25 protein-coding genes are annotated in these 24356 nt (G+C 67.8%); 10 read left to right on the forward strand and 15 right to left on the reverse strand.

Annotated features, from left to right (window positions below):
• The first annotated feature begins 60 nt into the window (after positions 1-60).
• Genes D5301_RS11900 through D5301_RS11910 form a run of 3 tightly spaced genes read left to right on the forward strand, consistent with a single transcriptional unit; the run spans position 61 to position 2061 of the window.
• Positions 61-639 (forward strand): RNA polymerase sigma factor, encoded by a 579-nt coding sequence (locus D5301_RS11900; protein ID WP_032129359.1) that lies wholly within the window; start codon positions 61-63, stop codon positions 637-639.
• A complete protein-coding gene (locus D5301_RS11905) occupies positions 636-1169 on the forward strand; it encodes a hypothetical protein (protein WP_153855781.1) in 534 nt (177 codons plus the stop codon). The genes D5301_RS11900 and D5301_RS11905 overlap by 4 nt, the downstream gene beginning before the upstream one ends.
• A 10-nt stretch (positions 1170-1179) precedes the next feature.
• Positions 1180-2061, forward strand: a complete 882-nt coding sequence (locus D5301_RS11910; protein WP_032129361.1) for a DUF4097 family beta strand repeat-containing protein — start codon at positions 1180-1182, stop codon at positions 2059-2061.
• Between the two features lie 49 nt (positions 2062-2110).
• On the opposite strand, the gene D5301_RS11915 is transcribed toward D5301_RS11910, so the two are convergent.
• The 3 genes from D5301_RS11915 to D5301_RS11925 form a co-directional block, all read right to left on the reverse strand.
• The gene (locus D5301_RS11915; protein WP_005410566.1) at positions 2111-2293 is read right to left on the reverse strand and encodes a hypothetical protein; all 183 of its coding nucleotides are present in this window, start codon (positions 2291-2293) and stop codon (positions 2111-2113) included.
• An 11-nt stretch (positions 2294-2304) separates the two neighbouring features.
• Entirely contained in the window at positions 2305-2598 is a 294-nt protein-coding gene (locus D5301_RS11920) for a YkgJ family cysteine cluster protein (RefSeq protein WP_053462562.1), read from the reverse strand.
• Positions 2599-2827: 229 nt separating this feature from the next.
• Complete coding sequence (locus D5301_RS11925) at positions 2828-4189, reverse strand: Hsp70 family protein (RefSeq protein ID WP_071228695.1); 1362 nt, start codon at positions 4187-4189, stop codon at positions 2828-2830.
• 192 nt (positions 4190-4381) lie between these two features.
• On the opposite strand from D5301_RS11925, the gene D5301_RS11930 reads away from it, so the two are divergent.
• Positions 4382-4717, forward strand: coding sequence for a zinc ribbon domain-containing protein YjdM (locus D5301_RS11930; protein ID WP_010482882.1), 336 nt, complete (start codon positions 4382-4384; stop codon positions 4715-4717).
• Between the two features lie 6 nt (positions 4718-4723).
• Here the strand turns inward: D5301_RS11930 and D5301_RS11935 are convergent, their stop codons facing one another.
• Positions 4724-5878, reverse strand: coding sequence for a tetratricopeptide repeat protein (locus D5301_RS11935; RefSeq protein ID WP_032129363.1), 1155 nt, complete (start codon positions 5876-5878; stop codon positions 4724-4726).
• Between the two features lie 228 nt (positions 5879-6106).
• Here D5301_RS11935 and D5301_RS11940 point away from each other — a divergent pair, with 228 nt between their 5' ends.
• The 4 genes from D5301_RS11940 (at position 6107) to D5301_RS11955 (ending at position 8972) form a co-directional block, all read left to right on the forward strand.
• On the forward strand, positions 6107-6709 hold the full coding sequence (locus tag D5301_RS11940; protein ID WP_153855783.1) for a hypothetical protein: 603 nt from the start codon (positions 6107-6109) through the stop codon (positions 6707-6709).
• Between the two features lie 50 nt (positions 6710-6759).
• A complete protein-coding gene (locus D5301_RS11945) occupies positions 6760-6933 on the forward strand; it encodes an oxidoreductase-like domain-containing protein (protein ID WP_049398321.1) in 174 nt (57 codons plus the stop codon).
• Positions 6930-7547, forward strand: a complete 618-nt coding sequence (locus D5301_RS11950; RefSeq protein ID WP_032130397.1) for a DUF998 domain-containing protein — start codon at positions 6930-6932, stop codon at positions 7545-7547. The genes D5301_RS11945 and D5301_RS11950 overlap by 4 nt, the downstream gene beginning before the upstream one ends.
• Before the next feature lie 78 nt (positions 7548-7625).
• A complete protein-coding gene (locus D5301_RS11955; protein WP_053092114.1) occupies positions 7626-8972 on the forward strand; it encodes an AcvB/VirJ family lysyl-phosphatidylglycerol hydrolase in 1347 nt (448 codons plus the stop codon).
• Positions 8973-10008: 1036 nt separating this feature from the next.
• On the opposite strand, the gene mprF is transcribed toward D5301_RS11955, so the two are convergent.
• Positions 10009-12573 (reverse strand): bifunctional lysylphosphatidylglycerol flippase/synthetase MprF, encoded by a 2565-nt coding sequence (gene mprF, locus D5301_RS11960; protein WP_153855784.1) that lies wholly within the window; start codon positions 12571-12573, stop codon positions 10009-10011.
• Between the two features lie 192 nt (positions 12574-12765).
• Between mprF and D5301_RS11965 the strand changes: the two genes are divergently transcribed.
• On the forward strand, positions 12766-13113 hold the full coding sequence (locus D5301_RS11965) for a RidA family protein (RefSeq protein ID WP_005418155.1): 348 nt from the start codon (positions 12766-12768) through the stop codon (positions 13111-13113).
• A gap of 64 nt (positions 13114-13177) precedes the next feature.
• Here D5301_RS11965 and rnfB read toward each other — a convergent pair whose 3' ends face one another.
• The 9 genes from rnfB to D5301_RS12010 all read right to left on the reverse strand — a co-directional run bounded on the left by rnfB (position 13178) and on the right by D5301_RS12010 (position 22290).
• Entirely contained in the window at positions 13178-13591 is a 414-nt protein-coding gene (gene rnfB / locus D5301_RS11970; protein ID WP_110713085.1) for an Rnf electron transport complex subunit RnfB, read from the reverse strand.
• Between the two features lie 26 nt (positions 13592-13617).
• Entirely contained in the window at positions 13618-14208 is a 591-nt protein-coding gene (locus D5301_RS11975) for an HAD family hydrolase (RefSeq protein ID WP_075677000.1), read from the reverse strand.
• A 77-nt stretch (positions 14209-14285) separates the two neighbouring features.
• Entirely contained in the window at positions 14286-16367 is a 2082-nt protein-coding gene (gene metG, locus D5301_RS11980) for a methionine--tRNA ligase (protein ID WP_153855785.1), read from the reverse strand.
• 102 nt (positions 16368-16469) lie between these two features.
• Positions 16470-16913: a DUF2147 domain-containing protein gene (locus D5301_RS11985; RefSeq protein ID WP_014038046.1), complete on the reverse strand. Its 444-nt coding sequence runs from the start codon at positions 16911-16913 to the stop codon at positions 16470-16472.
• Positions 16914-17300: 387 nt separating this feature from the next.
• Positions 17301-17705: a VOC family protein gene (locus tag D5301_RS11990; RefSeq protein ID WP_153855786.1), complete on the reverse strand. Its 405-nt coding sequence runs from the start codon at positions 17703-17705 to the stop codon at positions 17301-17303.
• Complete coding sequence (locus D5301_RS11995) at positions 17702-18772, reverse strand: serine hydrolase domain-containing protein (RefSeq protein ID WP_153855787.1); 1071 nt, start codon at positions 18770-18772, stop codon at positions 17702-17704. The genes D5301_RS11990 and D5301_RS11995 overlap by 4 nt, the downstream gene beginning before the upstream one ends.
• A 16-nt stretch (positions 18773-18788) precedes the next feature.
• Positions 18789-20729 carry a DUF885 family protein gene (locus D5301_RS12000; RefSeq protein ID WP_110713078.1) on the reverse strand — a complete coding sequence of 647 codons (1941 nt, stop codon included), beginning with the start codon at positions 20727-20729 and terminating at the stop codon, positions 18789-18791.
• 95 nt (positions 20730-20824) lie between these two features.
• The gene (locus D5301_RS12005; protein WP_110713077.1) at positions 20825-21610 is read right to left on the reverse strand and encodes a queuosine precursor transporter; all 786 of its coding nucleotides are present in this window, start codon (positions 21608-21610) and stop codon (positions 20825-20827) included.
• Positions 21607-22290, reverse strand: a complete 684-nt coding sequence (locus tag D5301_RS12010) for a DUF502 domain-containing protein (RefSeq protein ID WP_100440472.1) — start codon at positions 22288-22290, stop codon at positions 21607-21609. Before D5301_RS12010 ends, D5301_RS12005 begins: the two co-directional genes overlap by 4 nt.
• 76 nt (positions 22291-22366) lie before the next feature.
• Between D5301_RS12010 and D5301_RS12015 the strand changes: the two genes are divergently transcribed.
• A complete protein-coding gene (locus tag D5301_RS12015; protein ID WP_324187313.1) occupies positions 22367-23683 on the forward strand; it encodes a hypothetical protein in 1317 nt (438 codons plus the stop codon).
• Positions 23684-23690: 7 nt separating this feature from the next.
• On the opposite strand, the gene D5301_RS12020 is transcribed toward D5301_RS12015, so the two are convergent.
• A complete protein-coding gene (locus D5301_RS12020; RefSeq protein ID WP_153855788.1) occupies positions 23691-24143 on the reverse strand; it encodes a DUF4442 domain-containing protein in 453 nt (150 codons plus the stop codon).
• Positions 24144-24356 lie beyond the last annotated feature (213 nt).

The following is a 24356-nucleotide window of genomic DNA, read 5'->3' on the forward strand; positions in this document are numbered from 1 at the left end:
GCATACCATCGATCATCGATCGGCTCTAAACCTTTTCCCGGGTCGCCGCATCCAAGCGATATGCTCGACACCACCATGCCCGCGCCGCCTGCCGCCAACGACGCCGTCGATGAACCCGCCCTGGTGCGGGCGGCGGCCGCCGGAGATACCGCTGCCTATGAACTGCTGTACCGGCGCCACGCGCCCCGTGTATTCGCTGTGCTGTGGCGGCTGTGTGGCGGCCAGCAGGCACGCGCCGAGGACGCGCTGCAGGAAGCGTTCCTGCAGGCGTGGAAGGCGCTGCCGGGCTTCCGTTTCGAGAGCAGCCTGTCGACCTGGCTGCACCGGCTGGGCGTCAACGCGGCACTGATGGAGCTGCGCGGACGTGCGGGCGGGCAGGATCACGACAGCCTCGACGAAGTGGACGGAGGGTTGCAGGAGCTGGCAGTGCACGATCGTTGCGCCGGCACCGAACGCGACCTCGAACGGGCACTGTCGACACTGCCGCCACGGGCACGTGCGGTACTGGTACTGCACGACATCGAAGGCTGGAAACACCAGGAAATCGCCGAACAGCTGCAGATGGCCGTCGGCAGTTCCAAGGCACAGTTGCATCGTGCGCGCGGCCTGTTGCGCGCACGGCTGGGAGACATGACATGAGTACACACGACCACGATTCCGACCACGATCTGCTGGCCCGGCTGCGCGCGCTGCCGACCGAACGCGGCGTACCCACCGATGGCTGGGCACGCCTGTCGGCGCAGCTGCCGCCGCGTGAACCGCAGGCGGCACCTGCGCCGGGCGACAACGTGGTGGCCCTGCCAGCGCGCTCGCGGCGTCGCTGGTGGCTGCCGGTCGGTGCGGCATTGGCGGCCAGCCTGGCGCTCTACGCGGTGGCACCGTGGCGGCATGTGCAGCCGGAGGTGCCGGTACCTTCAGCGCTGCAGCTGCAGGCGGCGGCGATGACCGAGCAGTACCAGCAGGCCGTCGCTTCGCTGCCCGATGGACGGGCGCCGGAATGGCAGCCGGCGCTGCACGAACTGGATGAAAGCGCAGCGCAGATCCGTGCCGCCTTGGCGCAGGACCCGCGTGCGCCGCACCTGCTTGGCCAGCTCAAGCGCACCTACGCGCTGCGGCTGGAACTGACCCGGCAGGCGGCCTATGCCGCCGAGTCCGGCTTGACGACCTGAGGAGACCCCCATGACCCGAACCCTGATTTCCTGCTGTGTCGCGCTGCTGCTGGCCCCTGCCGTGGCGCTGGCCGACACCCGCATCGACGAGCGCCACACCCTGGCCGCGGGCGGTCGCATCGAGCTGAGCAATGTGGCCGGCAAGGTGACCGTGCGTGGCTGGGACCGCAATGACGTGCAGCTCACCGGCACGCTCAGCGACGGCCTGCAGCTGCGTCAGGAGAAAAGTGCCAACCGTGTGCGCTGGGAGATCGAATACCCGCGCCGCAGCAGCAATGGTGGCGCGACGCTGGTACTGAACGTGCCGCGCTCGGTGGAGCTGCTGCTGAGCACGGTCAGCGCCAGCCAGGACATCAGTGGCATCGATGTGCGACGGCTGCAGGCCGACACGGTCAGCGGCAGCCTGAGCGCGGCTGGCCGCAGTGGCGACAGCAAGCTCAACACGGTCAGCGGCAGCGTCAGCGCACGCCTGCAGACGCCGAAGCTGGACGTGAACACGGTCAGTGGCCGGATCGAGGCTGGCGGCGGCGTGTCCGGTGATATCGGTGCGCAGACTGTGTCCGGCCGGGTCGAGGTGGACGCCGGGCGCGTGCAGCGGCTGGCGGTGGAGACCGTCTCGGGCAGCATCGATCTGGCAGCGGCCGGGTTGGCTCCCGGCGGCCGCATCAACGTCGAATCGGTCAGTGCCTCGGTCACGCTGAGCCTGCCGCGCACGGTGTCGGCACAGCTGTCGGTGAACAGCTTCAGCGGGTCGATCAACAGTGACGCCGGGCAGGTGGAGCGGCCGCGCTATGGGCCGGGCAGCCACCTCGATACGCGTCTGGGCGGCGGCGACGGTGACATCCGCATCCAGTCGCATTCGGGCAGTGTGCGGGTACGCCTGGACCGCTGAACGCGATCCGGCAGGCCGCGGCGGCAGCGCCGCCGCGGTCGATACTGGGTCAGCTGGCTTTCTTCAGTGCCCAGGTGGTGCCGAGGACTTCGATCTTGCCACCGGCCTTGCGGAACGCTGCCAGGTCCGAAGCGATCGAATCGCTGCTGACCACTGTGCTGGCGGCCGCGCCCTTGCGTTCGCTGCGGATGCTGTTGCTGGCCTTCGCGGGGGTCTTTGCCTTGCGGGGCATGGTTGCTCCTGTCAGGTGGAAGGGGAGGAAAGCGCCCAGGCATCGGCCTGGCGCAGGTAGTCCTGCCGCTCGCGGCGGCAGTCATCGCCGCCCATCGAAAACTGGCGGCAGATCGCCGGGCGCTGCGAATAGATCGTGCAGCGCAGGTGATAGGGATCGATCGCCGCGCACCAGCCTTCCTCGTTGCGCGCCATCACGGCACGGCCGTGGGTGTCGCGTGACAGGAACTGGCCGGGCACGTGGTCGCCGGGCTGCAGCAGCACGGGCAGCCGGCAACAGACCGCGTCACAACGGCGGCAGTCGATGGGTGCAGGTGCTGCGTCAGGTTGTAAGGCCACAGGGGCCTGGCGGGTGCCCAAAGCGGGTCTCGATGGCGGCTCAGGTGCTGCGCGGACCATGAACGAGCCAGGAAGGCATGGCCGCTAGGCCCGCGGGGCGGGCCAGGCTGCACTGTGGACACACACCGGCGTGGCCGGCGGAAGGTGCAGCGTGGTTCTAGCCGACCAAGAGTAACTTAGACCGCGTAACGTTTTGTTAATCCTGGCTGGCTGCCGCCAGCGCAAGGCCCTGGACCACGCCCAGCGAGGGCTCGCCGTGGACCATGCGGGCCCCCGGGAAGGCCTCGGCCACGGCCTGGCGCAGGTAGCCGGCACGGGACATGCCACCGGTCAGGAACACCGCGTCCGGGTCGCCGCCGATGTCGCTGCGGACCTGGGCCAGCAGCTCGCGGATCTGCTCCAGGTAGCCATGGGCGGCGGCGGCCAGGCCGTCGGCGCTGCTGTCGGCATGCAGGTCGCGGGCGATGTAGTCCAGCGTGCTGCGGTGTTCGCTGGCGGCGCTGAGGGCAATCTTGGCGCGTTCGACATCGCGGTACAGGCGGGCGGTGTTGCCGGTGTCCTGCAGGGCCTGCAGGCGCGCGCCCCACGGGTCGTCGACATGGTCGTACTTGTGCTGGCGGAAGTCGCGCTGGCGCGTCATGTCCTGCACGGTGGCGGCTTCCACGTAGTGGTGGGCGGGCACGCGGGTGATGCCGCGGCCGAACAGCGGCATGTAGCTGGACAGGCTCAGCGCCAGATCGATGTCGGTACCGCCACGGGCGATACCCCAGGCGCGGTGGATGCGCGGCGCAGCATCGCCACCAACCTCGGCGTGGGCGATATCGGTGGTACCGCCGCCGATGTCAACGATCACCGCCTGGTGCCGCTCGCGGCTTTCGGCGTGGTAATGCATGGCCGCCGCGGCCGGTTCCTCGAGGAAATCGATCTGGTCGAAACCGGCCTGGGTGGCGGCTTCGCGCAGGATGTCCAGTGCCTGATCGTTGCCGGCCGCGCCGATCGAGCTGCGGAACTGCACCGGGCGGCCGAGCAGGGCGGCACGCAGCGGCTGGCCAAGCTGGGCGCTGGCGGTCAGGCGGATGTGCTCGAGGATGTGCGCGGCGATGCCGGTGATGGTCTGCTTCGCGCGCGGGTGCAGGTTGTAGCCCAGCATCGACTTCGGGCTCTGCACCAGGTTGCCTTCGTGTTCCTCGAAATAGGCTTCCAGCGCGTCGTCGCCGTAGACCGCGTTCTGCAGCAGGTCGCTGGCGCTGCGCTCCTTGCCGGCGCGGGCTTCCATCCATTCCCGGCGCAGTGCGCGCAGGGCTTCGCGGCGCAGCGCCTGCGGCGTGCGTTCCTGGCCGGCGGCACGGGCCGCGCGCGCGGCGCTGTCGATCATCTGCTGCAGCTCGTGTTCCTGGCCGGCGTCGAGCTGGAAGTCGTCCGGGTCGGGCACCACGCCAGGGAAGTACACGCTGGTGCGGAACTGCTCGGCGTCGCCGAAGCGGATCGGCAGCAGTTTCCCCTCATGCACGATGGCGGCGGCGGAGTTGCTGGTACCGAAGTCGATGCCGAGGCGCATGGGGAGTTCCGGGGGGCGATCAGGGGCCGCGCACTCTGCTGCAGTTCGTCGCCGACTGCAAGTTCCTGCGGCCTTCTGTTCTGGGTGGGGGTTCCGGATCGGGTCATGCGAGCCGCCGGGCGCTGGCCGGAAAAGGGCAGCGAGCCAGGCGGTTACAATGGCGGCTGTTGATTCACTTTGAGGTACTTGCTGATGTCTTCTGCCCCCGCCTGCCCGCAGTGCACCCTGGAAAACACCTACGCCGATGGTGCGCTGTGGATCTGCGCCGACTGCGGTTTCGAATGGACCGCCGAGGAAAGCGCCGGTTCCACCCTGGTCGTGCGTGACAGCAACGGCAACACCCTGCAGGCCGGCGACACCGTCACCGTGATCAAGGACCTGAAGGTCAAGGGCTCCTCGATCCCGCTCAAGCAGGGCACCGTAATCCGCAACATCCGCCTGGTCGAGGATGACGCCGAGCACATCGAAGGCAACTCGGACAAGATCAAGGGCCTGGTCCTGAAGACCTGCTTCCTCAAGAAGGCCTGATCGCCTTCAGCGCTTGGCCTGCTGCTGCGCGCGCCAGCGGGCCAGGCTGTCCAGCTTGGCCTGGTAGCGCGCCTGCTCCGGCGCGCCCCCCAGTTCCTGCGCACGCAGCAGTTCGCGATCGGCGCGCTTGAGCTGGCCAGCCAGGAAATAGACCCGTGCCAGCCCGAAGTGGAACTGATGCGCGGTGTCATACAGGCGCACGGCCTGCCGGTAATAGCGGATCGCCTGGTCCAGCTGGCCGGCACGTTCGGCCTTGGCGCCGAACATGTACTGCGCGAACGGGTCTTCGCGCTGCACCGACTTCAACCGGCGCTCAAGTGACTGTGCCTGCGCGGTCAAGCCCAGGCTGCGGAACAGCGCGGAGGCATTGGTCAGTGCGGCATCCTGGCGGCCTTCCAGCTGCAGCGATCGGTCCAGCGCCTGCCGCGCCGCCTCGTTGTTGCCTTCGCGGTGGTCGAGCACGCCGAGGTTGTTCCACACCGGAGCGAACCCGCTGTCCTGGGCCAGGGACGCGTCGAAGAATGCACGCGCGCCGACGAAATCACCGTCGGCGAGGCGCTCCGCACCCCGGTTGTTGTAGAAGTGCGCCAACGCCCGCGCACGGCTGACGGGAACCGGGCCGCGGCGGTCATAGAGCACATTGCGGTCCAGATCGACGGTACCGAAACGCCCACCGACGTCGACACCGGCGTTGACGTGGCCGACGCTGTAGACCACGCCCGCGTCCTGGTCCTGGTACCAGGACACCACCTGCCCGACTTCCTGCACGCGGGCCTGGATGCCAGCCTCCCGCGCAAGCGTCACGAACAGCAGGGTGAAGGCCAGGCAGTTGGCGCGGCGGTGCTGCCAGATATCGCTGACGGTGTAGGTCGCATTGGCGTCGTACTGCAGGTCCAGCCCGTGCTGGTCGAAGATCATCTCCACGAGCGCCTGCAGCCGCTGGTCGCGGGAGTAGCTGCGCTGGATCACCTGCTTCTGGAGCATCGCACGCAGGTCCGCGGGAATGGCGAACACTTCTTCCGGGGTCGGCACACGTGCGGCCGACACGGTGATGGTCGGGGTCGTCACCACATCGGCGGGCGGTGCCTGGCCTGCGCCGAAGGCAGGAGCACAGAAGGCCAGCAGCGAAAGAGTGAGGCAATGGGCGGCAGAACGGTACATGACGGTTCCCGGCAGCGGCGGGCGCTCCCGCCTGTGGCGAGTGTATGCCCATGGATGTCCGGCTGCAGCGACCGTTGGTCGGCGCCGCGTTCATCCACAACCGGTGTGGACCAGCGCTCGACAAAGCTGTGGACAACTGGCTCCGGGCCCCGCCCGGCAAGCGTTGTGAGTGCGTGGTGAAAAAACCGCCAGCTTGCCCGGCGCCGGCACAGGCGGGATGATCCGGTCATGGACTTCTCACCGCTGACGCTTGCCCCGGCGCAGTGGCAGGCGCTGCAGGACAGCTATGCAACGCCGCCACGGGCCTACCACCACTTCGGCCATGTGCGCGCGGTGCTGCAGCACTGCCAGGAGGTCGCCGATGGCCCCGGCTGGAAGCAGCCGGCCGAGATCTATCTGGCCGTGCTCTATCACGATGCGATCTATCAGGCGGGGCGCAAGGACAACGAGGCGCGTTCGGCGCAGCTGGCTCTGCAGGCGATCGCACAGGCGCCAGAGCTTGCCACTGTCGACGCCGCTCGCGTGGAGCAATTGATCCTGCTGACCGCCCGCCACGGCGCGCTTGGTCCAGAGGATGTGGATGCCGAGGCGGCGCTGTTCCTGGACTGCGACATGGCCATCCTGGCCGCGCCGGAGCCGGTGTTCGCTGCCTATGACCGTGGCGTGGCCGAAGAATACAAAGGGGTGGTGCCGGGCTTCCTGTACCGTGCCGGCCGTCGCCGCTTCCTGCAGGGCCTGCTGCGCGCTCCGCGGATCTTCCTCAGCGAGTTCTTCCACCAGCGCCTGGACGCGGCCGCCCGTGACAACCTGCGACGTCAGCTGGGTGGTTGAGCCGGCCCGGTACACTGGTGGCCTGTTTCCAATGATTGCCGTTTCCGACCGTGTCCGTCCCTGATCCCGATCCCCGCCCGCTGCCACCGGAAGAACCCGGCCCCAACGAATGCTGCGGCAGTGGTTGCCCGCTGTGTGTGCTGGACCTGTATTCCGATGAGCTGCAGCGCTACCGCAAGGCGCTGGCCGAGTGGAAGACGCGGCATCCAGAGGCCGCACCATGAGCCGTGCACGCCCGGCGGCGGTGCTGGCGCTGGTGGCACTGGTGCTGTTCGTGGCCACCGCGCTGTGGACCCAGGTTGCGCGCAGTGATCTGGACTGGGTGCGGGCGACCTTGAGCCTGTACCTGCACGGGCCGTGGGGGCTGGCATTGCGCGCTGCCTACTGCCTGCTGGCGCTGGCCATTGCGGCGCTTGGCATTGCGCTGTATCGCGGCAGCATCGGCCCGCGGCGCAGTGCGGCCGCACCATTGCTGTTCACGGTTTCCGCGCTGGGCCTGGCGACGGTCGCCATCGGCGACAGCTGGCTGCCTGAAGCAACACCGCTGCTGGCACCGTTCATCCATGGGCTGGCAGCCAACACGGCGTTCCTGTGTGCCAGCGTCGGCATGCTGCTGCAGGCCTGGTATCTGCGCCGCGAACCGGGTTGGCAGTCCGCTGCGGGCCTGCTCTGGGGCTGGGCATGGCTGGCCTTTGTGCTGCTGTGGCTGCATGTGCTGTGGCGTGGTGGTCCACCGCGTGGGCTGGGACAGAAAGTGGTGATCGCGGTGATCGTTGGCTGGCTGCTGTATCTGGCGATGGCGCTGTACCGTCGCAGCCGTCGGGCCGCAGCCCACTGAATCCCCAACGGCCTGCGCCGGTACGTGCCGTGCACGCGGCGGCGGCGTATCGTGTGCGCATTCCATCGGGGATGCGATATGAAGCGTGCAGGGCTGGGCAGGGCAATGGGTGTGGTACTGGCGCTGGCCGCGCTGCCGGCAACGGCGGCCGTGACCCCGCAGCAGTTCAGCCATGGGCGGTTCGAGCAGATTCCGGTGCACATGCCATCCGGCACGCCGCAACGGGTGGTGATCTGGTTCCACGAACCCACGGCCGGTGGTGACACCAGCCGCCTGCCGATCGAGGCCCTGCGTGCCGATGGCGCGCTGGTCGCGGCAGTGGACATTGCGCACCTGCGCGGTGTGCTCAAGCGCGAGGGGGACCCGACCTGTTCGTTCGGTTCCGGTGACGTCGAGAATTTCTCACGTTGGCTGCAGGCCTCGCTGCATCTGCCCGGCTACCACCTGCCGCTGGTCGGCGGTGATGGCGAAGGTGCCGAGATGGCCTATTCGCTGGCAGCGCAGGCCGATACCCAGGTGTTTGCCGGTGTACTGACCACCGGCTTCTGCCCGGACCACAACCACCAGCGCATGGTCTGCGGCGATGGTGTGAAGCACGACAGGCTGCAGCCGGCCGAACTGAATTTTCCGTGGCTGAGCGCGGCCGGTGACCGCGGCTGCAAGGTCGGCCAGGCCAGCGCGTTCGTGCAGCAGGTCGCGATGGCACGCGAGTTCAAGCGCACTGCGCGCGGTGATGCGTCACCGGGCCTGGTGGCTGCGGCACGGGTGATCGGCGCGCAGGCCGGCGTCAGCCTGGCACCGCCGCCTGCTGCACTGAAGGGCCTGCCCGTGGTGGAAATGCCGGCGACCGGCAGCGGCGATACGCTGGCGGTGTTCGTCTCCGGTGACGGTGGCTGGGCTGGCCTGGACAAGAACGTGGCGTCGTCACTCAACGAGCATGGCGTGGCGGTCGTCGGCATCGATTCGCTGCGCTACTTCTGGAGCGAGCGCACACCGAAGGGCTTTGCGGGCGACCTGCAGAAGATCATCGACCACTACCGCCAGCAATGGCACCGCGACAAGGTGATGTTGATCGGTTTCTCGCAGGGCGCCGACGTGCTGCCGGCCACCATCAACCAGCTCGACGCTGGCACCCGTGAGGCGCTGGAGCGCATCGTGCTGCTGTCGGTGGGCAGGAAGGCCGACTTCGAATTCCATGTCAGCAACTGGCTGGGCGGTGGCGGTGACGGCCTGCCGATTGCACCGGAAGTGGCCAGGCTGCCGGCGGAAAAAACGCTGTGCGTGTACGGCGACAAGGATGAGGACGCGCTGTGCCCGGACCTGCCGGCCAATGACGGCGTGAGGAAGGTGAAGCTGCCGGGCGATCACCATTTTGGTGGCGACTACGACCGCCTCGCCGAAGTGATCCTGAAGGGCGGGGTGTAGCGTTTGGTAGACGCCGACCTTGGTCGGCGCTGGGGCTGAAGGCGCCGCGGGCTGAGCGTGTCGACCAGGGTCGACACCTACCAGGCGCATGTAGCGTCGAGCCACGCTCGACGGCTGCTGGTAGACGCCGACCTTGGTCGGCGCCGGGGCTGAAGGCACCGCGGGATGAGCGTGTCGACCAAGGTCGACACCTACCAGGCGCATGTAGCGTCGAGCCACGCTCGACGGCTGTTGGTAGACGCCGACCTTGGTCGGCGCCGGGGCTGAAGGCACCGCGGGATGAGCGTGTCGACCAAGGTCGACACCTACCAGGCGCATGTAGCGTCGAGCCACGCTCGACGGCTGTTGGTAGACGCCGACCTTGGTCGGCGCCGGGGCTGAAGGCACCGCGGGATGAGCGTGTCGACCAAGGTCGACACCTACCAGGCGCATGTAGCGTCGAGCCACGCTCGACGGCTGTTGGTAGACGCCGACCTTGGTCGGCGCCGGGGCTGAAGGCACCGCGGGATGAGCGTGTCGACCAAGGTCGACACCTACCAGGCGCATGTAGCGTCGAGCCACGCTCGACGGCTGTTGGTAGACGCCGACCTTGGTCGGCGCCGGGGCTGAAGGCACCGCGGGATGAGCGTGTCGACCAAGGTCGACACCTACCAGGCGCATGTAGCGTCGAGCCACGCTCGACGGCTGTTGGTAGACGCCGACCTTGGTCGGCGCCGGGGCTGAAGGCGCCGCGGGATGAGCGTGTCGACCAAGGTCGACACCTACCAGGTGCATGTAGCGTCGAGCCACGCCCGACGGCTGCTGGTAGACGCCGACCTTGGTCGGCGCCGGGGCTGAAGGTGCCGTGGAATGAGCGTGTCCACCAAGGTCGACACCTACCAGGCGCATGTAGCGTCGAGCCACGCTCGACGGCTGTTGGTAGACGCCGACCTTGGTCGGCGCCGGGGCTGAAGGCACCGCGGGATGAGCGTGTCGACCAAGGTCGACACCTACCGGGTGGCAGGTAGCGCCGGGTCATGCCCGGCGGATCGCGGCTTCAATTCCGCCGCGGATCCAGCGAGATCAGGCGCGTGGCATCCAGCAGCGCGGCCGGCAGATGCATGCCGCCGGGCGCGGCGAGATAGCGCGGCCGCCACTGCGGATCGAACTTCGATTTGAAGCGGCGCAGGCCACTGAACCCGTAGAAGCGTTCGCCGTGCCGCGCCAGCAGACCGGCCAGTCGGTTCCAGCGACCGGCCAGCCGATGCTGTGCCAGCCCGGACAACGGTGCCATGCCCAGCGAGAAACGCGCATAGCCCTGCGCGCGGCCCCACAGGAACAGTTCGATGAAGAGGAAGTCCATCGTGCCCTTCGGTGCTTCGTTGACGTGGCGCATCAGGTCGACCGACAGCTCGGCGCCGGCCGGTGCCTGCCACAGGTTGGCGAACGCCACGATCTGGCCCTCGGCCTCAACCAGCGCCACCGGGAAGCGCACCAGGTAACCCGGGTCGTAGCTGCCCAGCGAGAAGCCCTTCTCATCGCCGGCCTTGTCTTCCAGCCATGCATTGGAAATTGCGTGCAGGCGCGGCAGCAGGCTGGGAATTTCCTCCACCGGTGCCACGCGGAAGGACAGGCCACCGCGCTTGCCCCGGTTCCAGGCTTGGCGCAGATCGGCGCGTTCGCGGCCTTCCAGGCCGAAGTCATGCAGCGGCACCATCGCTTCCTCGCCCAGCTTGACCAGGCCCAGGCCCAGGTCGAGGTAGGTCTGCCAGTAGGTCTCGCCCACCTGGTAGAACACCGGGCGCAGGCCCAGCCGGTCGGCTTCCTCGCGGAAGCGCCAGATCAACGCGCGCGCCACGTCAGGCGGGCCGACCGGATCGCCCATCGCGATCAGCGAACCGCCGTAGCGCTGCATCATCACGAAGCCCTGTTTCGCGTCATCGCGCAGCACCGCCTTGTCGGCGGTCAGTACCAGGCAGGCCTGGGTATCGGTGGCACCGGCCAGTACCGGCGCCAGTGATTGCAGCGTGGCCTCGTCGGCGGCTGGCAGCGGGCTGCGCGTGCTGTGCAGCAGCCGCGCCAGGCCGAACATCACCAGCGCGATGGCGACCACCAGCAACGCACGCAGTGCGCGCGGTGCATTGCCCGACACCGCGAACTGCCACCACAGCTCGTTCTGGTATTCGACATGACTGTAGGTGAAGAACAGCAGCCAGGTGACCGCAACCAGCACCAGGCCGAGATTGCGCAGCCACGGCCACGACCAGGCTTCGTCCAGCAGGGCACCCTGGCGGTAGAACTCGCGGCGTGCGGCCCACAGTGCCATCGCCACCAGCACTGCGGAAACTGCGATCAGCCATTGGCCACCACGCAGCCACAACGGCAACGGGGTGACCACGCACACCACCATCGCCAGCATCCACGCCGCATGGCTGCGCCGGGCCAGGCCCTGGCCGATCAGCAGCAGCGCGACCCCGCTGAGGCTGCCGATCAGGTGCGAGGTTTCCAGGATCGGCAGCGAGGCGTTGACCAGGTGACGGCGCGGCGTCGGCAGCGTGCCGTCGATGACCAGCGCGGCGCCGATGCTGAACACCGCCAGCGCGATGATCTGCGGCAGCCACGGGCGCAGCGCGTTCCAGCCGGCGCGGGTTGCGCCGGCACTGGCCTGTAGCGGCTGACGCAGTGCAGGTGCGAGGGCGAGCAGGGTGGCCAGCACCAGCGGGAGTACGTAGTAGGTAACGCGGTAGATCAGCGCCGCCGCCAGTACCGCCGCCGGCGCCACCTGCGGCAACAGCTTCAGCAGGCTCCATTCGAACACGCCCAGGCCCGCGGGAACCGTCGAGACCAGGCCGGCCAGCACTGCCACCAGGTACAGGCCGACGAAGCCCGGCAGGCCGGTCGGCGTGGAGTCCGGCAGCAGCACATAGAACGCGGCACTGGCCAGCACCAGTTCGATCACGCTGAGCACGGTGACACCGATCATGGTGCGGCGGTCGGGCAGCCACAACGCATGACCGAACACGCTGAACTGCCGTCCATCGCGGCCGACCAGCAGCACCGTGGCGAGGTAGGCGAGCAACGCGACGATGCCGACGATACGTACCGCATTGGGATCCAGCGGCAGCGCCAAGGCTGCGGCAGCCGGTTCCATGCACAGCGCCACACTGATCAGCAGCCATGCACCGAACACGAAGCCGAGCGTGCTCATCAGCACCACCTGGCCGATCTGCGCCAGGTCCAGGCCGGCGCTGCGGTAGCCACGCAGGCGCACTGCGCCTCCGGTCAATGCCGCAAAGCCCACGGTCTGGCCCAGCGTATGCGCAAGGAAGGCGGTGATGCCGATGCGCGCCGGATGCACGCGGATGCCACTGCGTCGCAGGCCGATGGCATCGAAGCCGATCAGGCAGGCGTAGCTGGCCAGACCGAGCACCACGGTGAGCGCGATCTGGGTGGCACTGAGGTGGCGGAACGCCTGACGGATCGCGCGGTAGCCGTGCTCATCGAATTCACTGGCCAGGCCATGCAGGGCCAGCGAGAGGATCAGCAGGGGAACGACGATGGTGAGGACCCGCTTCCATGCCGGGGTGGAGGAAGCGGTGGCGGGGTCGGTGGCTGGTGTCATCGGCGCAAGGGTGCGTCAGGCGGGGCGAGTGCGGTGTCAACGCGGGCGTGGCGCATCGTGCGCCTGTCGCCGCCATTTGACCAGCAGGCGTGTCGGAGCCCGGTAGTGATCCTGCGCGAAGGCTCCCCCTGCACCCATCGTTGACCGGATTGGAGGACAATGCAGGCCTGATCACCCGCAGGAGCCACGCCCATGATGGAGCGTTACGACGTCGGACCGCGCATGTCCGAAATGACCGTGTACAACAAGGTCGCCTACCTCTCCGGCCAGATTCCGGAAGACACCAGCCAGGACATTACCGGGCAGACCCGGCAGGTGCTGGCCGAGATCGACAAGCTGCTGGCGCTGGTCGCCAGTGATCGCCAGCATGTGCTGCGCGCCGAAGTGTTCCTGGCCGACATCGCCGACTTCGACGGCATGAACAAGGCATGGGACGAGTGGGTGGTCGAGGGCGCGACCCCGGCCCGCGCAACCTTCGAAGCCAAGCTGGCCCACGCCGAGTGGAAGGTCGAGATCGTGGTGACGGCAGCGGTGCCGTAATCATTGAACGGGGTCAGATCCCTTTTCCGTTGGAAAAGGGATCTGACCCCTTCTGCAGACCCCGTTACAGGGGCAGCATCTCGATGCAATCCACCGGGCACGGTGGAATGCACAGCTCGCAACCGGTGCACAGATCGGCAATGACCGTGTGCATGTACTTGGCGCCGCCGACGATGGCATCCACCGGGCAGGCCTGGATGCACTTGGTGCAGCCGATGCAGTCGGCTTCCACGATCAGCGCCACCTGCGGCGCCTTGTGTTCGCCGCGCGAACGATCAAACGGAATGGCGGGCACGCCCAGTACCTGCGCCAGTGCGCGCGCGCCAGCGTCGCCGCCCGGTGGGCAGCGGTCCACGCCCACCTCGCCGCGCGCCATCGCCTGCGCGTACGGGCGGCAGCCGTCGTAGCCGCATTGCCCGCATTGGGTCTGCGGCAGCAAGCGGTCGAGGCGTTCGGTCAGGGGCGGGATCAGGCTCATGCGTGGCGAAGGCTGCGCGTTGGGGGTTACTTCAGGGGTTTGCCACGGAACCAGCGCTCGTGGGCCAGCGCCAGCATCGGCTTGTCTTCGGAACTGTCACCGTAGGCATGGATGCGCACGTAGCGCGACAGATCGAACTGGCGACGGATGTGCTCGACCTTGCGCGGGCCGCAGTCGCCTCCGGCATAACGACCGGTCAGGCGGCCGTCCTGGCTTTCCAGACGGTTGCAGATCAGCTGCAGGCCCAGCTGCTCGCACCACGGCCGCAGGTACAGGTCCAGCGAGCCGGACACGATCACCACGGTATGCTGCTGTTCCTTGTGCCAGCGGATCTGCTCCAGCATTTCCGGGCGCACAACCTCGGGCAGGAACTCACGCGAGAAGCCTGCCGCCAGCGTGGTGATGTCATCGCTGTGGCGGTCGCTGAAGGTCAGGCGGGTGACGCGTGCGCGGATGCGTTCGGCCGAGATCAGCTTCAGCTTGTATGCGGCCAGCCACGGGCCGACCTTCCACCACGCCTGCGCCAGCTGTTCGGCGGTGGCCACGCGGCGCAGGAAACGGCCATAGGTATCGCAGGTGGTCACGGTGTGGTCGAAGTCGAACAGCGCCAGTTCCATTCCGTTGCTTCCCATCGCGTTGCCCCCGTGGCCGGTGCTGCCGGCGGGCGTGGCGGTGGCCACGCCCGCTGCAGGCATCAGCGGACCGGCATGCCCGGCTGTGCGCCGCTGTCGGCGTCCAGCAGCGCCAGCGCGCCGCCGTCGAAACCGGCCGACAGGATCATGCCTTCGCTCAGGCCGAAGCGCATCTTGCGCGGGGCCAGGTTGGCGATGAACACCACGCTGCGGCCGACCAGGGCTTCCGGCTCGCCGTAGCTGCCACGGATGCCGGAGAAGATCTGGCGCTTGCCCAGTTCGCCGGCGTCCAGTTCGAAGCGCAGCAGCTTGTCCGAGCCTTCCACGAACTCGCACACCAGCACCTTGCCGATGCGCAGGTCGAGCTTGGCGAAATCGTCGATGCCGATGTAGGCCGGGGCGTCGGTGCTCTTGGCTTCTTCCTTGGCCGGTGCCGGTGCGGCCGGCTTGACCGCATCGGTCTTGGCGGCAGGGGCGGCAGCGGCGGCCGGCTGCAGGGTGTCCTTGGAGGCGTCGATCATGGCGTCAATCTTCTTCGGGTCGATACGGGTGAAAAGCGGGGTGTAGTCAGTGATGCGGTGGCCCAGCAGCGGCTGCACCAGGTCGGTCCAGTCGTTTGCCGGCGCGGCCAGGAAGGCCTCGGCCTGCGCGGCGGTGGCCGGCAGCACCGGCTTCAGTGCGGTGACCAGCACGCGGAACAGGTTCAGGCCCTGGCTGCATACGGCCTGCAGCTGTGCGTCGGCACCTTCCTGCTTGGCGATGACCCACGGCTTGACGTCGTCGATGTAGCGGTTGGCTTCGTCAGCCAGGGTCATGGTCAGGCGGATCGCCGCGGCCGGGTCATTGCGCTCGTAGGCTTCACGGATCGGCGCCAGGCCATCGACGAAGCGCTGGTATTGCGCCGCATCGGGCAGCTGCGCGGCCAACAGGCCGTCGAAGCGCTTGCTGATGAAGCCGGCGCAGCGGCTGGCCAGGTTGACGAACTTGCCGACCAGATCGGCGTTGACGCGGGCGATGAAGTCACCCAGGTTCAGGTCGAGATCGTCGACGCCGCCGCCGGACTTGGCGGCGTAGTAATAGCGCAGCGCTTCCGGCTCCAGGCCGGCATCGAGGAAGGTACGGGCCATCACGAAGGTGCCACGCGACTTGCTCATCTTGGCGCCGTCCACGGTCAGGTAGCCGTTGACGTGCAGGCGGGTCGGCGCGCGGTGGCCGGTACCGTGCAGCACCGCCGGCCAGAACAGGCCGTGGAAGTTGACGATGTCCTTGCCGATGAAGTGGTGCAGCTCGGTGCTGGTGCCGGCACGCAGGTGCGCTTCGAAGTCCTCGCCGAGCTTGCCGCACAGGGTCTGGAAGCTGGACAGGTAGCCGATCGGCGCATCCAGCCAGACGTAGAAGTACTTGCCCGGCTGGCCGGGAATCTGGAAACCGAAGTACGGCGCATCGCGCGAGATGTCCCACGCGCGCAGGCCACCTTCGGCATTGAGCCACTCACCGAGCTTGGCCTTCACGCCCGGCAGGGCGACATCGCCGGCCAGCCATTCGCGCAGGAACGCATCGAAGTGGCCCACCTCGAAGAAGAAGTGCTCCGAATCGCGCATTTCCGGCGTGGCACCGGAGATGACCGAACGCGGCTCCTTCAGGTCGGTCGGCGCATAGGTGGCGCCGCAGACTTCGCAGTTGTCGCCGTACTGGTCGGGGCTGCCGCAGTTCGGGCAGATGCCCTTGACGTAGCGGTCGGGCAGGAACATGCCCTTGGCCGGGTCGTAGAACTGGGCGACCGAACGGCGGCTGATATGGCCGGCCGCCTCCAGCTTCAGGTAGAACTGCTCGGTCAGCGCCTGGTTGGCTGCCGAGTTGGTCGAGTCGTAATGGTCGAAGGCCACGCCGAAGGCGGCGAAGTCACGTTCGTGGCTGGCCTGGATGTTGGCGATGAAGGCTTCCGGGGTGACCCCGGCCTTTTCCGCAGCCAGCATGATCGGCGTGCCGTGGGTGTCGTCGGCGCAGACGAACCAGGCCTTGCCGCCGCTCATTCGCCGCGCACGCACCCAGATGTCGGCCTGGATGTAGCCGACCAGGTGGCCCAGATGCAGCGGGCCGTTGGCGTAGGGCAGGGCGGTGGTGACGAGCGCGGTACGGGTCATGGTCGCGGGGTGAAGCCGAGGGGAACCGCAGAGTATCGCATGCCCGCAACGACGTGACCCGGCCGGGGCCGGGTCACGGGGATCAAGCGGGGACGGGGGCGCTTATTCGCGCTGCCAGGTCTGTGCGCGGCAGATGAAGGCGATGCAGCCGGACACGTCCAGCTTGGTGCCACCCGGCTGCAGCTCCATCTTCGACTTGTAGGTCTTGCCGTTGGCCGGGTCGAGGATGGTGCCGCCGGACCACTTGTTGGCGCCATCGGCCTTCAGGTTCCAGAGGATGGTCATGCCCTTCACCGGCTTGTTCTTGTTGGCGCCTTCACATCCATCGCAGACCGGGTTCGGGCCCTTGTCCGAGTGCAGGATGTCGACCACCTTGCCGGTCAGCGTGCCGTTGGCGGCCTCGGTGATCTCGACGATCGACTTCACCTTGCCGGTCTTGTCGTCGATGGTCTTCCAGCGGCCAGCGGCGCCGTCGGCGGCCTGGGCCGACAGGGCGGCCAGGCACAGCGGCAGTGCCAGCAGCAGGGTCTTGAAGGTGTTGCGCATGGTCCCCTCCCAGGGTTCATTCCGGCACGGTGCCGGTATGGGTCGACTGTATACCCATTCGGCGGGGTATGGGGAAGGGGGGCTTTGCAGGGCTGCGCCCTGCACCCACGGTAGTGCCGGCCGCTGGCCGGCAACCTCAACGGCAACGGCAAAAGCGACCATTCCGTGGGATGGCGGGGTGGGTCCGGTTGCGGGGGACGCCGTAAACCCGTCCCTGGGGGCTTGGCCGCGGCATCCATGCCGCGGACACCCCCGCAACCGGACCCACCCCGCCTTCGACAGGTCTCCGCAATCTGTCGGAATGGCACGGCCTGCTCTTGGTGGGTGTCGACCTTGGTCGACACGTAGATCCATGCCATGCATGGATAAATCACGATTGAAAAACGCTCAACCGACCTCGTACAGCTCCAGCGGCAGGTCGTCGGGGTCGGCGAAGAAGGTGAAGCGGCGGCCGGTGTATTCGTCCACGCGGATCGGTTCGCAGGCCACGCCATGTGCAGCCAGGCGTTGGATGAACGGCTCCAGCGCGGCCACTCGGAAGGCGAGGTGGCGCAGGCCCTGGGCTTCCGGGCGGCTGGGCCGGGGGGGCGGGGAAGGGAAGGAGAACAGTTCCAGCTGGCCGCCATCGGGCAGGGCCAGGTCCAGCTTCCAGGAGTCGCGCGCGCTGCGGTGGTTCTCGGCCAGCACGCGCAGGCCGAGGATGCGCACGTAGAAGTCCTTCGAGCGCGCGTAGTCACTGCAGATCAGTGCGGCGTGGTGGATGCCCAGCAGGCCGTCGGAACCGGTGTTCATTGCAGGGTGTCCAGCCAGCGCTGGGCGATCTTCTGCGCCAGCGGATAGGGTTCGGGGTCGTTGCGGTTGGTCAGCACGATCACGGTCAGGTGCTTCTCCGGATGGCGCACGATCACGTTGCGGAAGCCGATGCTTTCGCCACTGTGCCATTGCACCGGGCCATTCAGGCGCCAGCCGAAGCCGTAGTGCGGCACATCCGGTTCGGGTGTTGCCGTGGCCGGGCTGAACATCGCGCGGCGCGAGGCCTTCGACAGCAGGCGGTCGTCGTACAGCGCCGCATCCCAGCGGGCCAGGTCGTCCAGCGAGGAATAGATGCCGCCATCACCGAGCACGGCGCTGGTGGTGCTCTGGTCGGTGCGCTGCCAGTGACCGTCGATCTGGCTGTAGCCATAGGCGCGTGCGGCGACCGTGTCCACGCCATCCTGGTGGGCCACCGTATGCGCCATGCCCAGTGGGCGGAAGATGCGCTGCTGCAGGAAGCTCGCGAAATCCTGGCCGGAGGCGCGGCCGATGATCAGTGCCAGCAATGCATAGCCGCTGTTGCTGTAGCGATACTGCGTGCCAGGTGCGAAGTTCAGGCGATCTTCGTGCGACAGCAGGGTCAGCACATCGGCGTCATGTACCTGGCGGGTGTCGGCAGGGGCCATCAGGTCTTCGTAGTCGAGCAGGCCACCGGTGTGCGAGAGCAGCTGGCGGATCGTGATGGCCGCTGCAGCCGGCGGCAACTCGGGCAGCCAGTGGTGGGCGGTCTGGTCCAGTCCGAGCCGCCCGTCTTCCACCAGCAGCAGCACCGCCGCAGCGGTGAACTGCTTGCTGACCGAGGCCAGCCGGAAGTTGCTGGCCGCGGTGACCGTGGTGCCGTCCTCCACCACCGCCAGGCCGTAGCCGCGGCGGAATACCGGTTGCCCGTCGTGCAGTACCAGCACGGCGGCGCCGGGTACCTGGCCATCGTAGGCCTGCATCAGGCCGTCGATGCCCGCATCCGGTGGGGTCAGCACCGGAGCGGCGGAGGTGGCCAGCGGCAGCAGGCCCAGCACGACGGCGAACAGGGCGACGGCAGGACGCATGGCGGCTCCGGAAGGGTCAGGGTGACGGGGCGGGCGTAGCGCTGGCGGGCTGGGCCATCCAGCGTTCCATCTTGCGGTCCAGCACGTCCAGCGGCATCGAGCCGTCCTTCAGCAGTTCGGCGTGGAAGCGGCGCAGGTCGAAGGCGGTGCCCTGGCGTGCCTTGGCCTTGTCGCGCAGGGCAACAATGGTGGTCAGGCCAGCCACGTTGGACAGCGCTTGGCCGGGCTGGGCCATGATCCGCTCGACTTCGGCGTTGGCATCGTCGCTGCTCATGTCCACGGTCTTCTGCAGGTAGGCGACGGCCTGCTGCTTGCTCCAGCCCTGGGCGTTCACGCCGGTGTCGGCCACAACGCGGGCGGCGCGCAGCAGGCGCGAGTACAGGTAGCCGATGCGGTCGTAGGGATCGGTGTAGACGCCCAGGTCCTCGCCCAGCGTTTCCGCGTACAGGCCCCAGCCTTCGACGAAGGCGAGGTCGCCACCGAGGCGACGGAAACGCGGCAGCTTGGCCAGTTCCTGCTGCAGGCCCAGCTGCACGTGGTGGCCGGGGATCGCTTCATGCAGGTACTGCACCGGCACGTTCCAGCGCTTGCGGCTGGGCAGGTCGCGGGTGTTCACGTACAGCACGCCCGGTTGCCCGGCCGGTGACGGCTGATAGGCCGCGGCGGCGGCGGTCAACGCACGTTCCGGTTCCACCGCGCGCACTTCGAGGGTGGACTTGGGCAGGGTGTCCAGTACCTGCGGCAGGCGCGCATTGACCTGCTGCTGCACCTGGCGGTAACGGTTGATCAGCGCATTGGCGTCGCCGTACTGGAACTGGCGGTCATTGCGCATGCTGCGCAGCAGCTTGGATGGCGTACCACGCAGCTTGGCATCCTTCATCACCGTGGCGATCTGGGCCTGCAGTTCCTGCACGCGTTGTTCGCCCAGCGCGTGCAGCTGCGCAGCGGTCTGGTCGCTGGCGGTGGTCTGCACGATCAGGTTGGCGTACCAGGCCTGGCCATCGGGCAGCGCGCCGAGGCCACTGCTGGCACGCGTGGCGGGCAGGTATTCGGTGGCGATGAAGCCGCGCAGGGCGCGGTAGGCCGGCATGATGCGCAGTTCGATCATGCGCTTGTACTCGGCGCTGATGCGCGCCTTGTCCTCAGCCGGGATGGTGTTCGGCATGGTGCGGATCGGCGACCAGAAGATGCTCTCTTCGGCGGTCGGCTTGATCACCGCATCCAGCTGCGGCAGCACTTTTTCCATCAGGTCGCGCGGCTGTACCACGCCGGCCTTCATGCCCTGGCGCATGTTGTCGATGGCCTGGTCGAACAGCTCGGGAATGCCGAGCGAACGGCGCGACCAGGTGTCGTAGTCCTGCACGGTGTTGAACGGCTGCGCGCCGGCACCGGCACCGAGGATCGCCATGATGCTGCCGATGTTGTAGTACTGGCTGATCGGCATCATCCAGCTCGGGTAGCGCTCGGCGGCCAGCGAAGCGCGCGCGTCGCGCACGAAGATCTCGTAGCTGAGCAGGTCCTGGCCCTGCAGGCCGTCGCTGCCGAGTTTCTCGACCTTGCCCAGCCACTCGGTGGTGAAGTCGTGCGACTGCTGGCGCCAGGCGGCGGACAGGATGTTGGGCAGCTGGTCGTTGTAGCGGGGCTCGCCCTGGAAGGTCGCCTGCAGCGGATTCAGCCGCATCGAGGCATCCCAGTATTCGTCATACAGGCGCTCCAGCTGCACCTGCTTGGGTACGGCACGGGCCGGTGCGACCGGGCGTGGCGCGGCGCGGCGCGCCGAACTGCCACGGGCCGGCGCGGTGGCGCGGGCGGGCCTGGCCTTGGGCTTGGCGGCCTGGCGGGTCTGCGCGGCGGCAGGGCGGCTGGCCTTCTTCTTCGCTGCTTCGGCCGACGGCACGGCACTGAACAGGAACAACGCGGCAATGGCGGCGGCCAGGACGCGGGGGGAATACGGCATCAAGAAGCTTCCGTGGAACACAGACCGTGGAGCTTGCACGAACCGCGCGCGTACGGCCAGCGTGAAGGCGCAGTCAGCTTGGTGGCGCTGGGGCTTCAGTCAGCCGCCGCGGCGGCGCGCAACGCCGCCGCTCGATCGGCGCCCAGATAGCGGGTGATAGCCCGCCGCATCAGGTACAGCAACGGAATCAGGGCAATCGCAAAGCCCATCTTGTACACGTAGTTGACGCTGGCGACGGCAAGGAACAGCGAGGTCGGCCAGTGCTGCGGGCCGAGCACGAAGGCGATCCAGATCACCACGAAGCTGTCCACGACCTGCGATATCGCGGTCGAGCCGGTCGCGCGCAGCCACACGTGGCGTTCGCCGGTGGCCTGGCGGATGCGATGGAACACCGCCACGTCGATCAACTGGCCGAGCAGGAAGGCCACCAGCGAACCGGCAATGGTCCACATGCCCTGGCCGAACACCGCCGCGAACGCGGCCTGGTAGTCGGGCACGCCGTGGCCGTCCATCGAGGTGACCCACCAGCTGGCCGGCGCCAGCGAGATGGCGGCGAAGGCGAACAGGAAGCCGTAGCCGATCAGCACCACCGCCAGCCACGAGATGAAGCGCACGCCGCGCTTGCCGAAGAACTCGTTGATGGTGTCGGTCATGATGAACACCACCGGCCACAACAGGGTGCCGGCGGTGAAGCTGAGCGAGCCGGTCTGGCCGAACAGGTTCCAGTTCAGCGGATCGATGCCGAGGGTGTCTTCCAGCGCGAAGATCTTCACCCCGATCAGCTCGGCCAGCACCGCGTTGCCGCAGAAAAATGCGGCCAGCACGATGAACAGCAGGACCGCGCGGTCCTGCAGCGGGCGCTCGACCGGCGCCGCGGTCATTCGCTGCGTTCGCCTGCGCGCGTGAACGGAACGCTGGACGGTGCGACGGCACCACCGGAAATGATGAAGCTCATGGCCTGGTCGACGGTCCAGTCGGTCGGGGTCAGCAGCTCCACCGGCACGATTTCCAGGTAACCCGAGGTCGGGTTCGGCGTGGTCGGCACGTACACCGCCGCCAGCTCACGGTCGGTGCCGTGTTCCTTGATGACGCGGGTGACCAGGCCGACCGACTTCATGTCGCGGTGCGGAAAGTCGATCAGCACCACGCGCTGGGTACTGCCCGGTTCGGTCTGCAGCATGTCCAGCAGCTTCTTGGCGCTGTCGTAGATGATGCTGGCCAGGGGAATGCGCTTGATGATCGCGCCGACCCAGCGCAGCAGGCGCTGGCCGAGCACGCGGCGGCTGGCCACGCCCACCGCCAGGATCACCAGCAGGGTGGCCAGCAGGGCGATGGTGTCCTGGATCCACTCGGCACGAACCCAGCCGAGGTAATGCGGGAAGCTTGTCGCGATCTGCTCGGAAAGCGGTACCACCAAGGGGCTGGAAATGCCCGACAGCAGCACGAACACGAACTTGACCACGACCCAGGTCAGCCAGATCGGCAGCAGGGTCAGCAGGCCGGTCAGGAACAGGCGCTGCAGGGAGGGGCGGGGGACCAGGGCGGGGGCTTCGAGCGACATGTGCGCATTGTAGCGGCCACCGCCGGTCGATTACGCTGGGGAATCGACTGCGGCAACGACACATGGAAGGGAAGCTGTGTTGAAGATTCTGCGCGGACTGGGCTGGACCCTGGCGGGCCTGCTGGTGCTGGCCATCGTGGTGTGGTGCGCATCGCGCATGTGGCCGGTGCCTGAATCACGCCTGCAGGCGCAGCAACGGCTGGAGGCACGCCTGCCGGCGGCCGGGCGCAATGGTTATGCGCTGCTGTGGACGTTGCCGTTCGACGATCTGGATGCCCGCCAGCGCGAGCAGGCGTTGGCCGAGGACGTGCGCCGTTGGGAGGCCGACCTGCAGGGCAGCAGCGGCGGCCAGACACACCTGGCGGCCAACCATGCCGAGCTGCGCTCGCGGCCCGGTGCCAGTTGCGGGCCGGCCGCCACCGGCTGCCTCGCCCAGGTCCGCGCGAACCCGCAACGCTTCGTGGACGCCCACGCCGGCCACCAGCAGTTGCATGCGCGGCTGGATCAGCTGGCCGAAGCGGACTACTTCATATCGCCGTTCCAGCCGAAGGGCGACGGCATTCTGGTCCCGTTGCCGACCTATGGCCTGGTGGTGGACGCCACCAGCGCGCACGCGCTGGACTACGTGCAGGGCGATATCGACGGTGCACTGCGCGGCAGCTGCCGTGGACTGCTGCTGGGAAGGCGGCTGGTGCCCGGTAGCAGCTATCTGATCGAGAGCATCATCGGCGCCAGCCTGGTCCAGGCCAATGCCCAGCTGCTGGCCGACATGCTGGTCGAACTACCCGCCGGCCACCCGCTGCCAACGGAATGCGAACAGGCGCTGCAGCCGATGCGGGCCGAGGAACAGAGCCTGTGCCGGGCAATGCAGGGCGAGTATGCGATGAACCGCGCGGCGATCGAGACATCGGCGCGGGAGTTCGGCGGCGTGCTGGTGCTGGATCGCAGCAGCACCCTGGCCCGCGCGGCCGGCAATCTCGGCTGGGCCTGTGGCGCGGCAGCCACAGCGGCGCTGGAAGCGGATCGCCCGTTGCCAGTGCCGGCGCCACCGCAGCATGACTTCGGTTGCCTGTCGAACGTCATGGGCTGCGTGCTGACCGATATGGCCGCGCCGATCTATCCTGCCTATTCGTCACGGCCACAGGATGCCGCGGCGATGGTGCGGCTGCTGGGGGCGCAGCGTTGGCTGCGGCAGCAGACGGATGATCCGGTGGACGCACTGCAGCGGCTGCCGGTGCAGTTCCGCTCGCCGGTGCGGGCGCCGCAACTGTCGGCCGATGGCCGCCACCTGCAGGTGCCGCGTCGCTCTCCAGCGCGCAGCGCTGATGAGAACCCGTGGCTGTCGGTGCCGTTGCAGAAGGAATCGGCTTCGACTGCGGCGGGACGCGACTGAAGCGCGCTCAGCGTGCGTGTGGCTTCAACCGCAGGTAGACCTGCTTGCGCACCTGGGCGACCACCTCGCCGCTTTCATCGACGACATCATTGCTGAACCATCTCAGCACTTTGTCACCAGCGGCGGCTTCGGCGCGCAGTTCGTCCAGCAGTGCGTCGTCGATGCGGAACGAGGTACGCACGGTACCGCGGCCGGGCTTGAGGAAATCGATGGCACCGGCGCGGTCCCACACGTAGTAGTCACGGCCAAGGATATGCAGCAGGCCGAGCATCCAGAACGGATCGGTCATCGCGAACAGGCTGCCGCCGAAGTGGGTACCGACATAGTTCCGGTTCCAGGGCCGCAATCGCAGTTCGACATCGATCTGCCGGTAGTCGGGAGTGATGCGGGTGACGTGGATGCCGGTGAACAGGAACGGCGGCCAGAGGTTGATACCGAAGCGGAACAGGCGGGCGTTCATGCGGGTCCGGGGCGCAGGGCGAGGCGTCCAGTCTAACCATTCGCATGCGTATGTTGCACCCCGGGCGAGCGTCCGCACGATTCGGGCGTGGTCCGGCGAATTGTTGAGTCGAGCTTGGGGTCATGCAGCTGCGTCAAGGAACCCTGGGGCGATGCATGCAGTCACTGAAGTCCAGAGTGGCCATTGCAGTCACTGCGCACTCCGATGAAGGAC

The organism is Stenotrophomonas sp. MH181796 (assembly GCF_009659995.1).
Taxonomy (GTDB): domain Bacteria; phylum Pseudomonadota; class Gammaproteobacteria; order Xanthomonadales; family Xanthomonadaceae; genus Stenotrophomonas; species Stenotrophomonas riyadhensis.

Bases quoted from the DNA above. Each gene is read 5' to 3' on its own strand.
- mprF (WP_153855784.1), bottom strand. From the start codon at position 12,573: ATGACACCAGCCACCGACCCCGCCACCGCTTCCTCCACCCCGGCATGG.
- D5301_RS12020 (WP_153855788.1), bottom strand. From the start codon at position 24,143: ATGAACGCCCGCCTGTTCCGCTTCGGTATCAACCTCTGGCCGCCGTTC.
- D5301_RS11905 (WP_153855781.1), top strand. From the start codon at position 636: ATGAGTACACACGACCACGATTCCGACCACGATCTGCTGGCCCGGCTG.
- D5301_RS11985 (WP_014038046.1), bottom strand. From the start codon at position 16,913: ATGCGCAACACCTTCAAGACCCTGCTGCTGGCACTGCCGCTGTGCCTG.
- D5301_RS11915 (WP_005410566.1), bottom strand. From the start codon at position 2,293: ATGCCCCGCAAGGCAAAGACCCCCGCGAAGGCCAGCAACAGCATCCGC.
- D5301_RS11995 (WP_153855787.1), bottom strand. From the start codon at position 18,772: ATGCGTCCTGCCGTCGCCCTGTTCGCCGTCGTGCTGGGCCTGCTGCCG.
- rnfB (WP_110713085.1), bottom strand. From the start codon at position 13,591: ATGAGCCTGATCCCGCCCCTGACCGAACGCCTCGACCGCTTGCTGCCG.
- D5301_RS11925 (WP_071228695.1), bottom strand. From the start codon at position 4,189: ATGCGCCTCGGCATCGACTTCGGTACCAGCAACTCCGCCGCCGCCATC.
- D5301_RS11940 (WP_153855783.1), top strand. From the start codon at position 6,107: ATGGACTTCTCACCGCTGACGCTTGCCCCGGCGCAGTGGCAGGCGCTG.
- D5301_RS11935 (WP_032129363.1), bottom strand. From the start codon at position 5,878: ATGTACCGTTCTGCCGCCCATTGCCTCACTCTTTCGCTGCTGGCCTTC.
- D5301_RS11930 (WP_010482882.1), top strand. From the start codon at position 4,382: ATGTCTTCTGCCCCCGCCTGCCCGCAGTGCACCCTGGAAAACACCTAC.
- D5301_RS11975 (WP_075677000.1), bottom strand. From the start codon at position 14,208: ATGGAACTGGCGCTGTTCGACTTCGACCACACCGTGACCACCTGCGAT.
- D5301_RS12010 (WP_100440472.1), bottom strand. From the start codon at position 22,290: ATGTCGCTCGAAGCCCCCGCCCTGGTCCCCCGCCCCTCCCTGCAGCGC.
- D5301_RS11990 (WP_153855786.1), bottom strand. From the start codon at position 17,705: ATGAACACCGGTTCCGACGGCCTGCTGGGCATCCACCACGCCGCACTG.
- D5301_RS12005 (WP_110713077.1), bottom strand. From the start codon at position 21,610: ATGACCGCGGCGCCGGTCGAGCGCCCGCTGCAGGACCGCGCGGTCCTG.
- D5301_RS11910 (WP_032129361.1), top strand. From the start codon at position 1,180: ATGACCCGAACCCTGATTTCCTGCTGTGTCGCGCTGCTGCTGGCCCCT.
- metG (WP_153855785.1), bottom strand. From the start codon at position 16,367: ATGACCCGTACCGCGCTCGTCACCACCGCCCTGCCCTACGCCAACGGC.
- D5301_RS12000 (WP_110713078.1), bottom strand. From the start codon at position 20,729: ATGCCGTATTCCCCCCGCGTCCTGGCCGCCGCCATTGCCGCGTTGTTC.
- D5301_RS11965 (WP_005418155.1), top strand. From the start codon at position 12,766: ATGATGGAGCGTTACGACGTCGGACCGCGCATGTCCGAAATGACCGTG.
- D5301_RS11955 (WP_053092114.1), top strand. From the start codon at position 7,626: ATGAAGCGTGCAGGGCTGGGCAGGGCAATGGGTGTGGTACTGGCGCTG.
- D5301_RS11900 (WP_032129359.1), top strand. From the start codon at position 61: ATGCTCGACACCACCATGCCCGCGCCGCCTGCCGCCAACGACGCCGTC.
- D5301_RS11950 (WP_032130397.1), top strand. From the start codon at position 6,930: ATGAGCCGTGCACGCCCGGCGGCGGTGCTGGCGCTGGTGGCACTGGTG.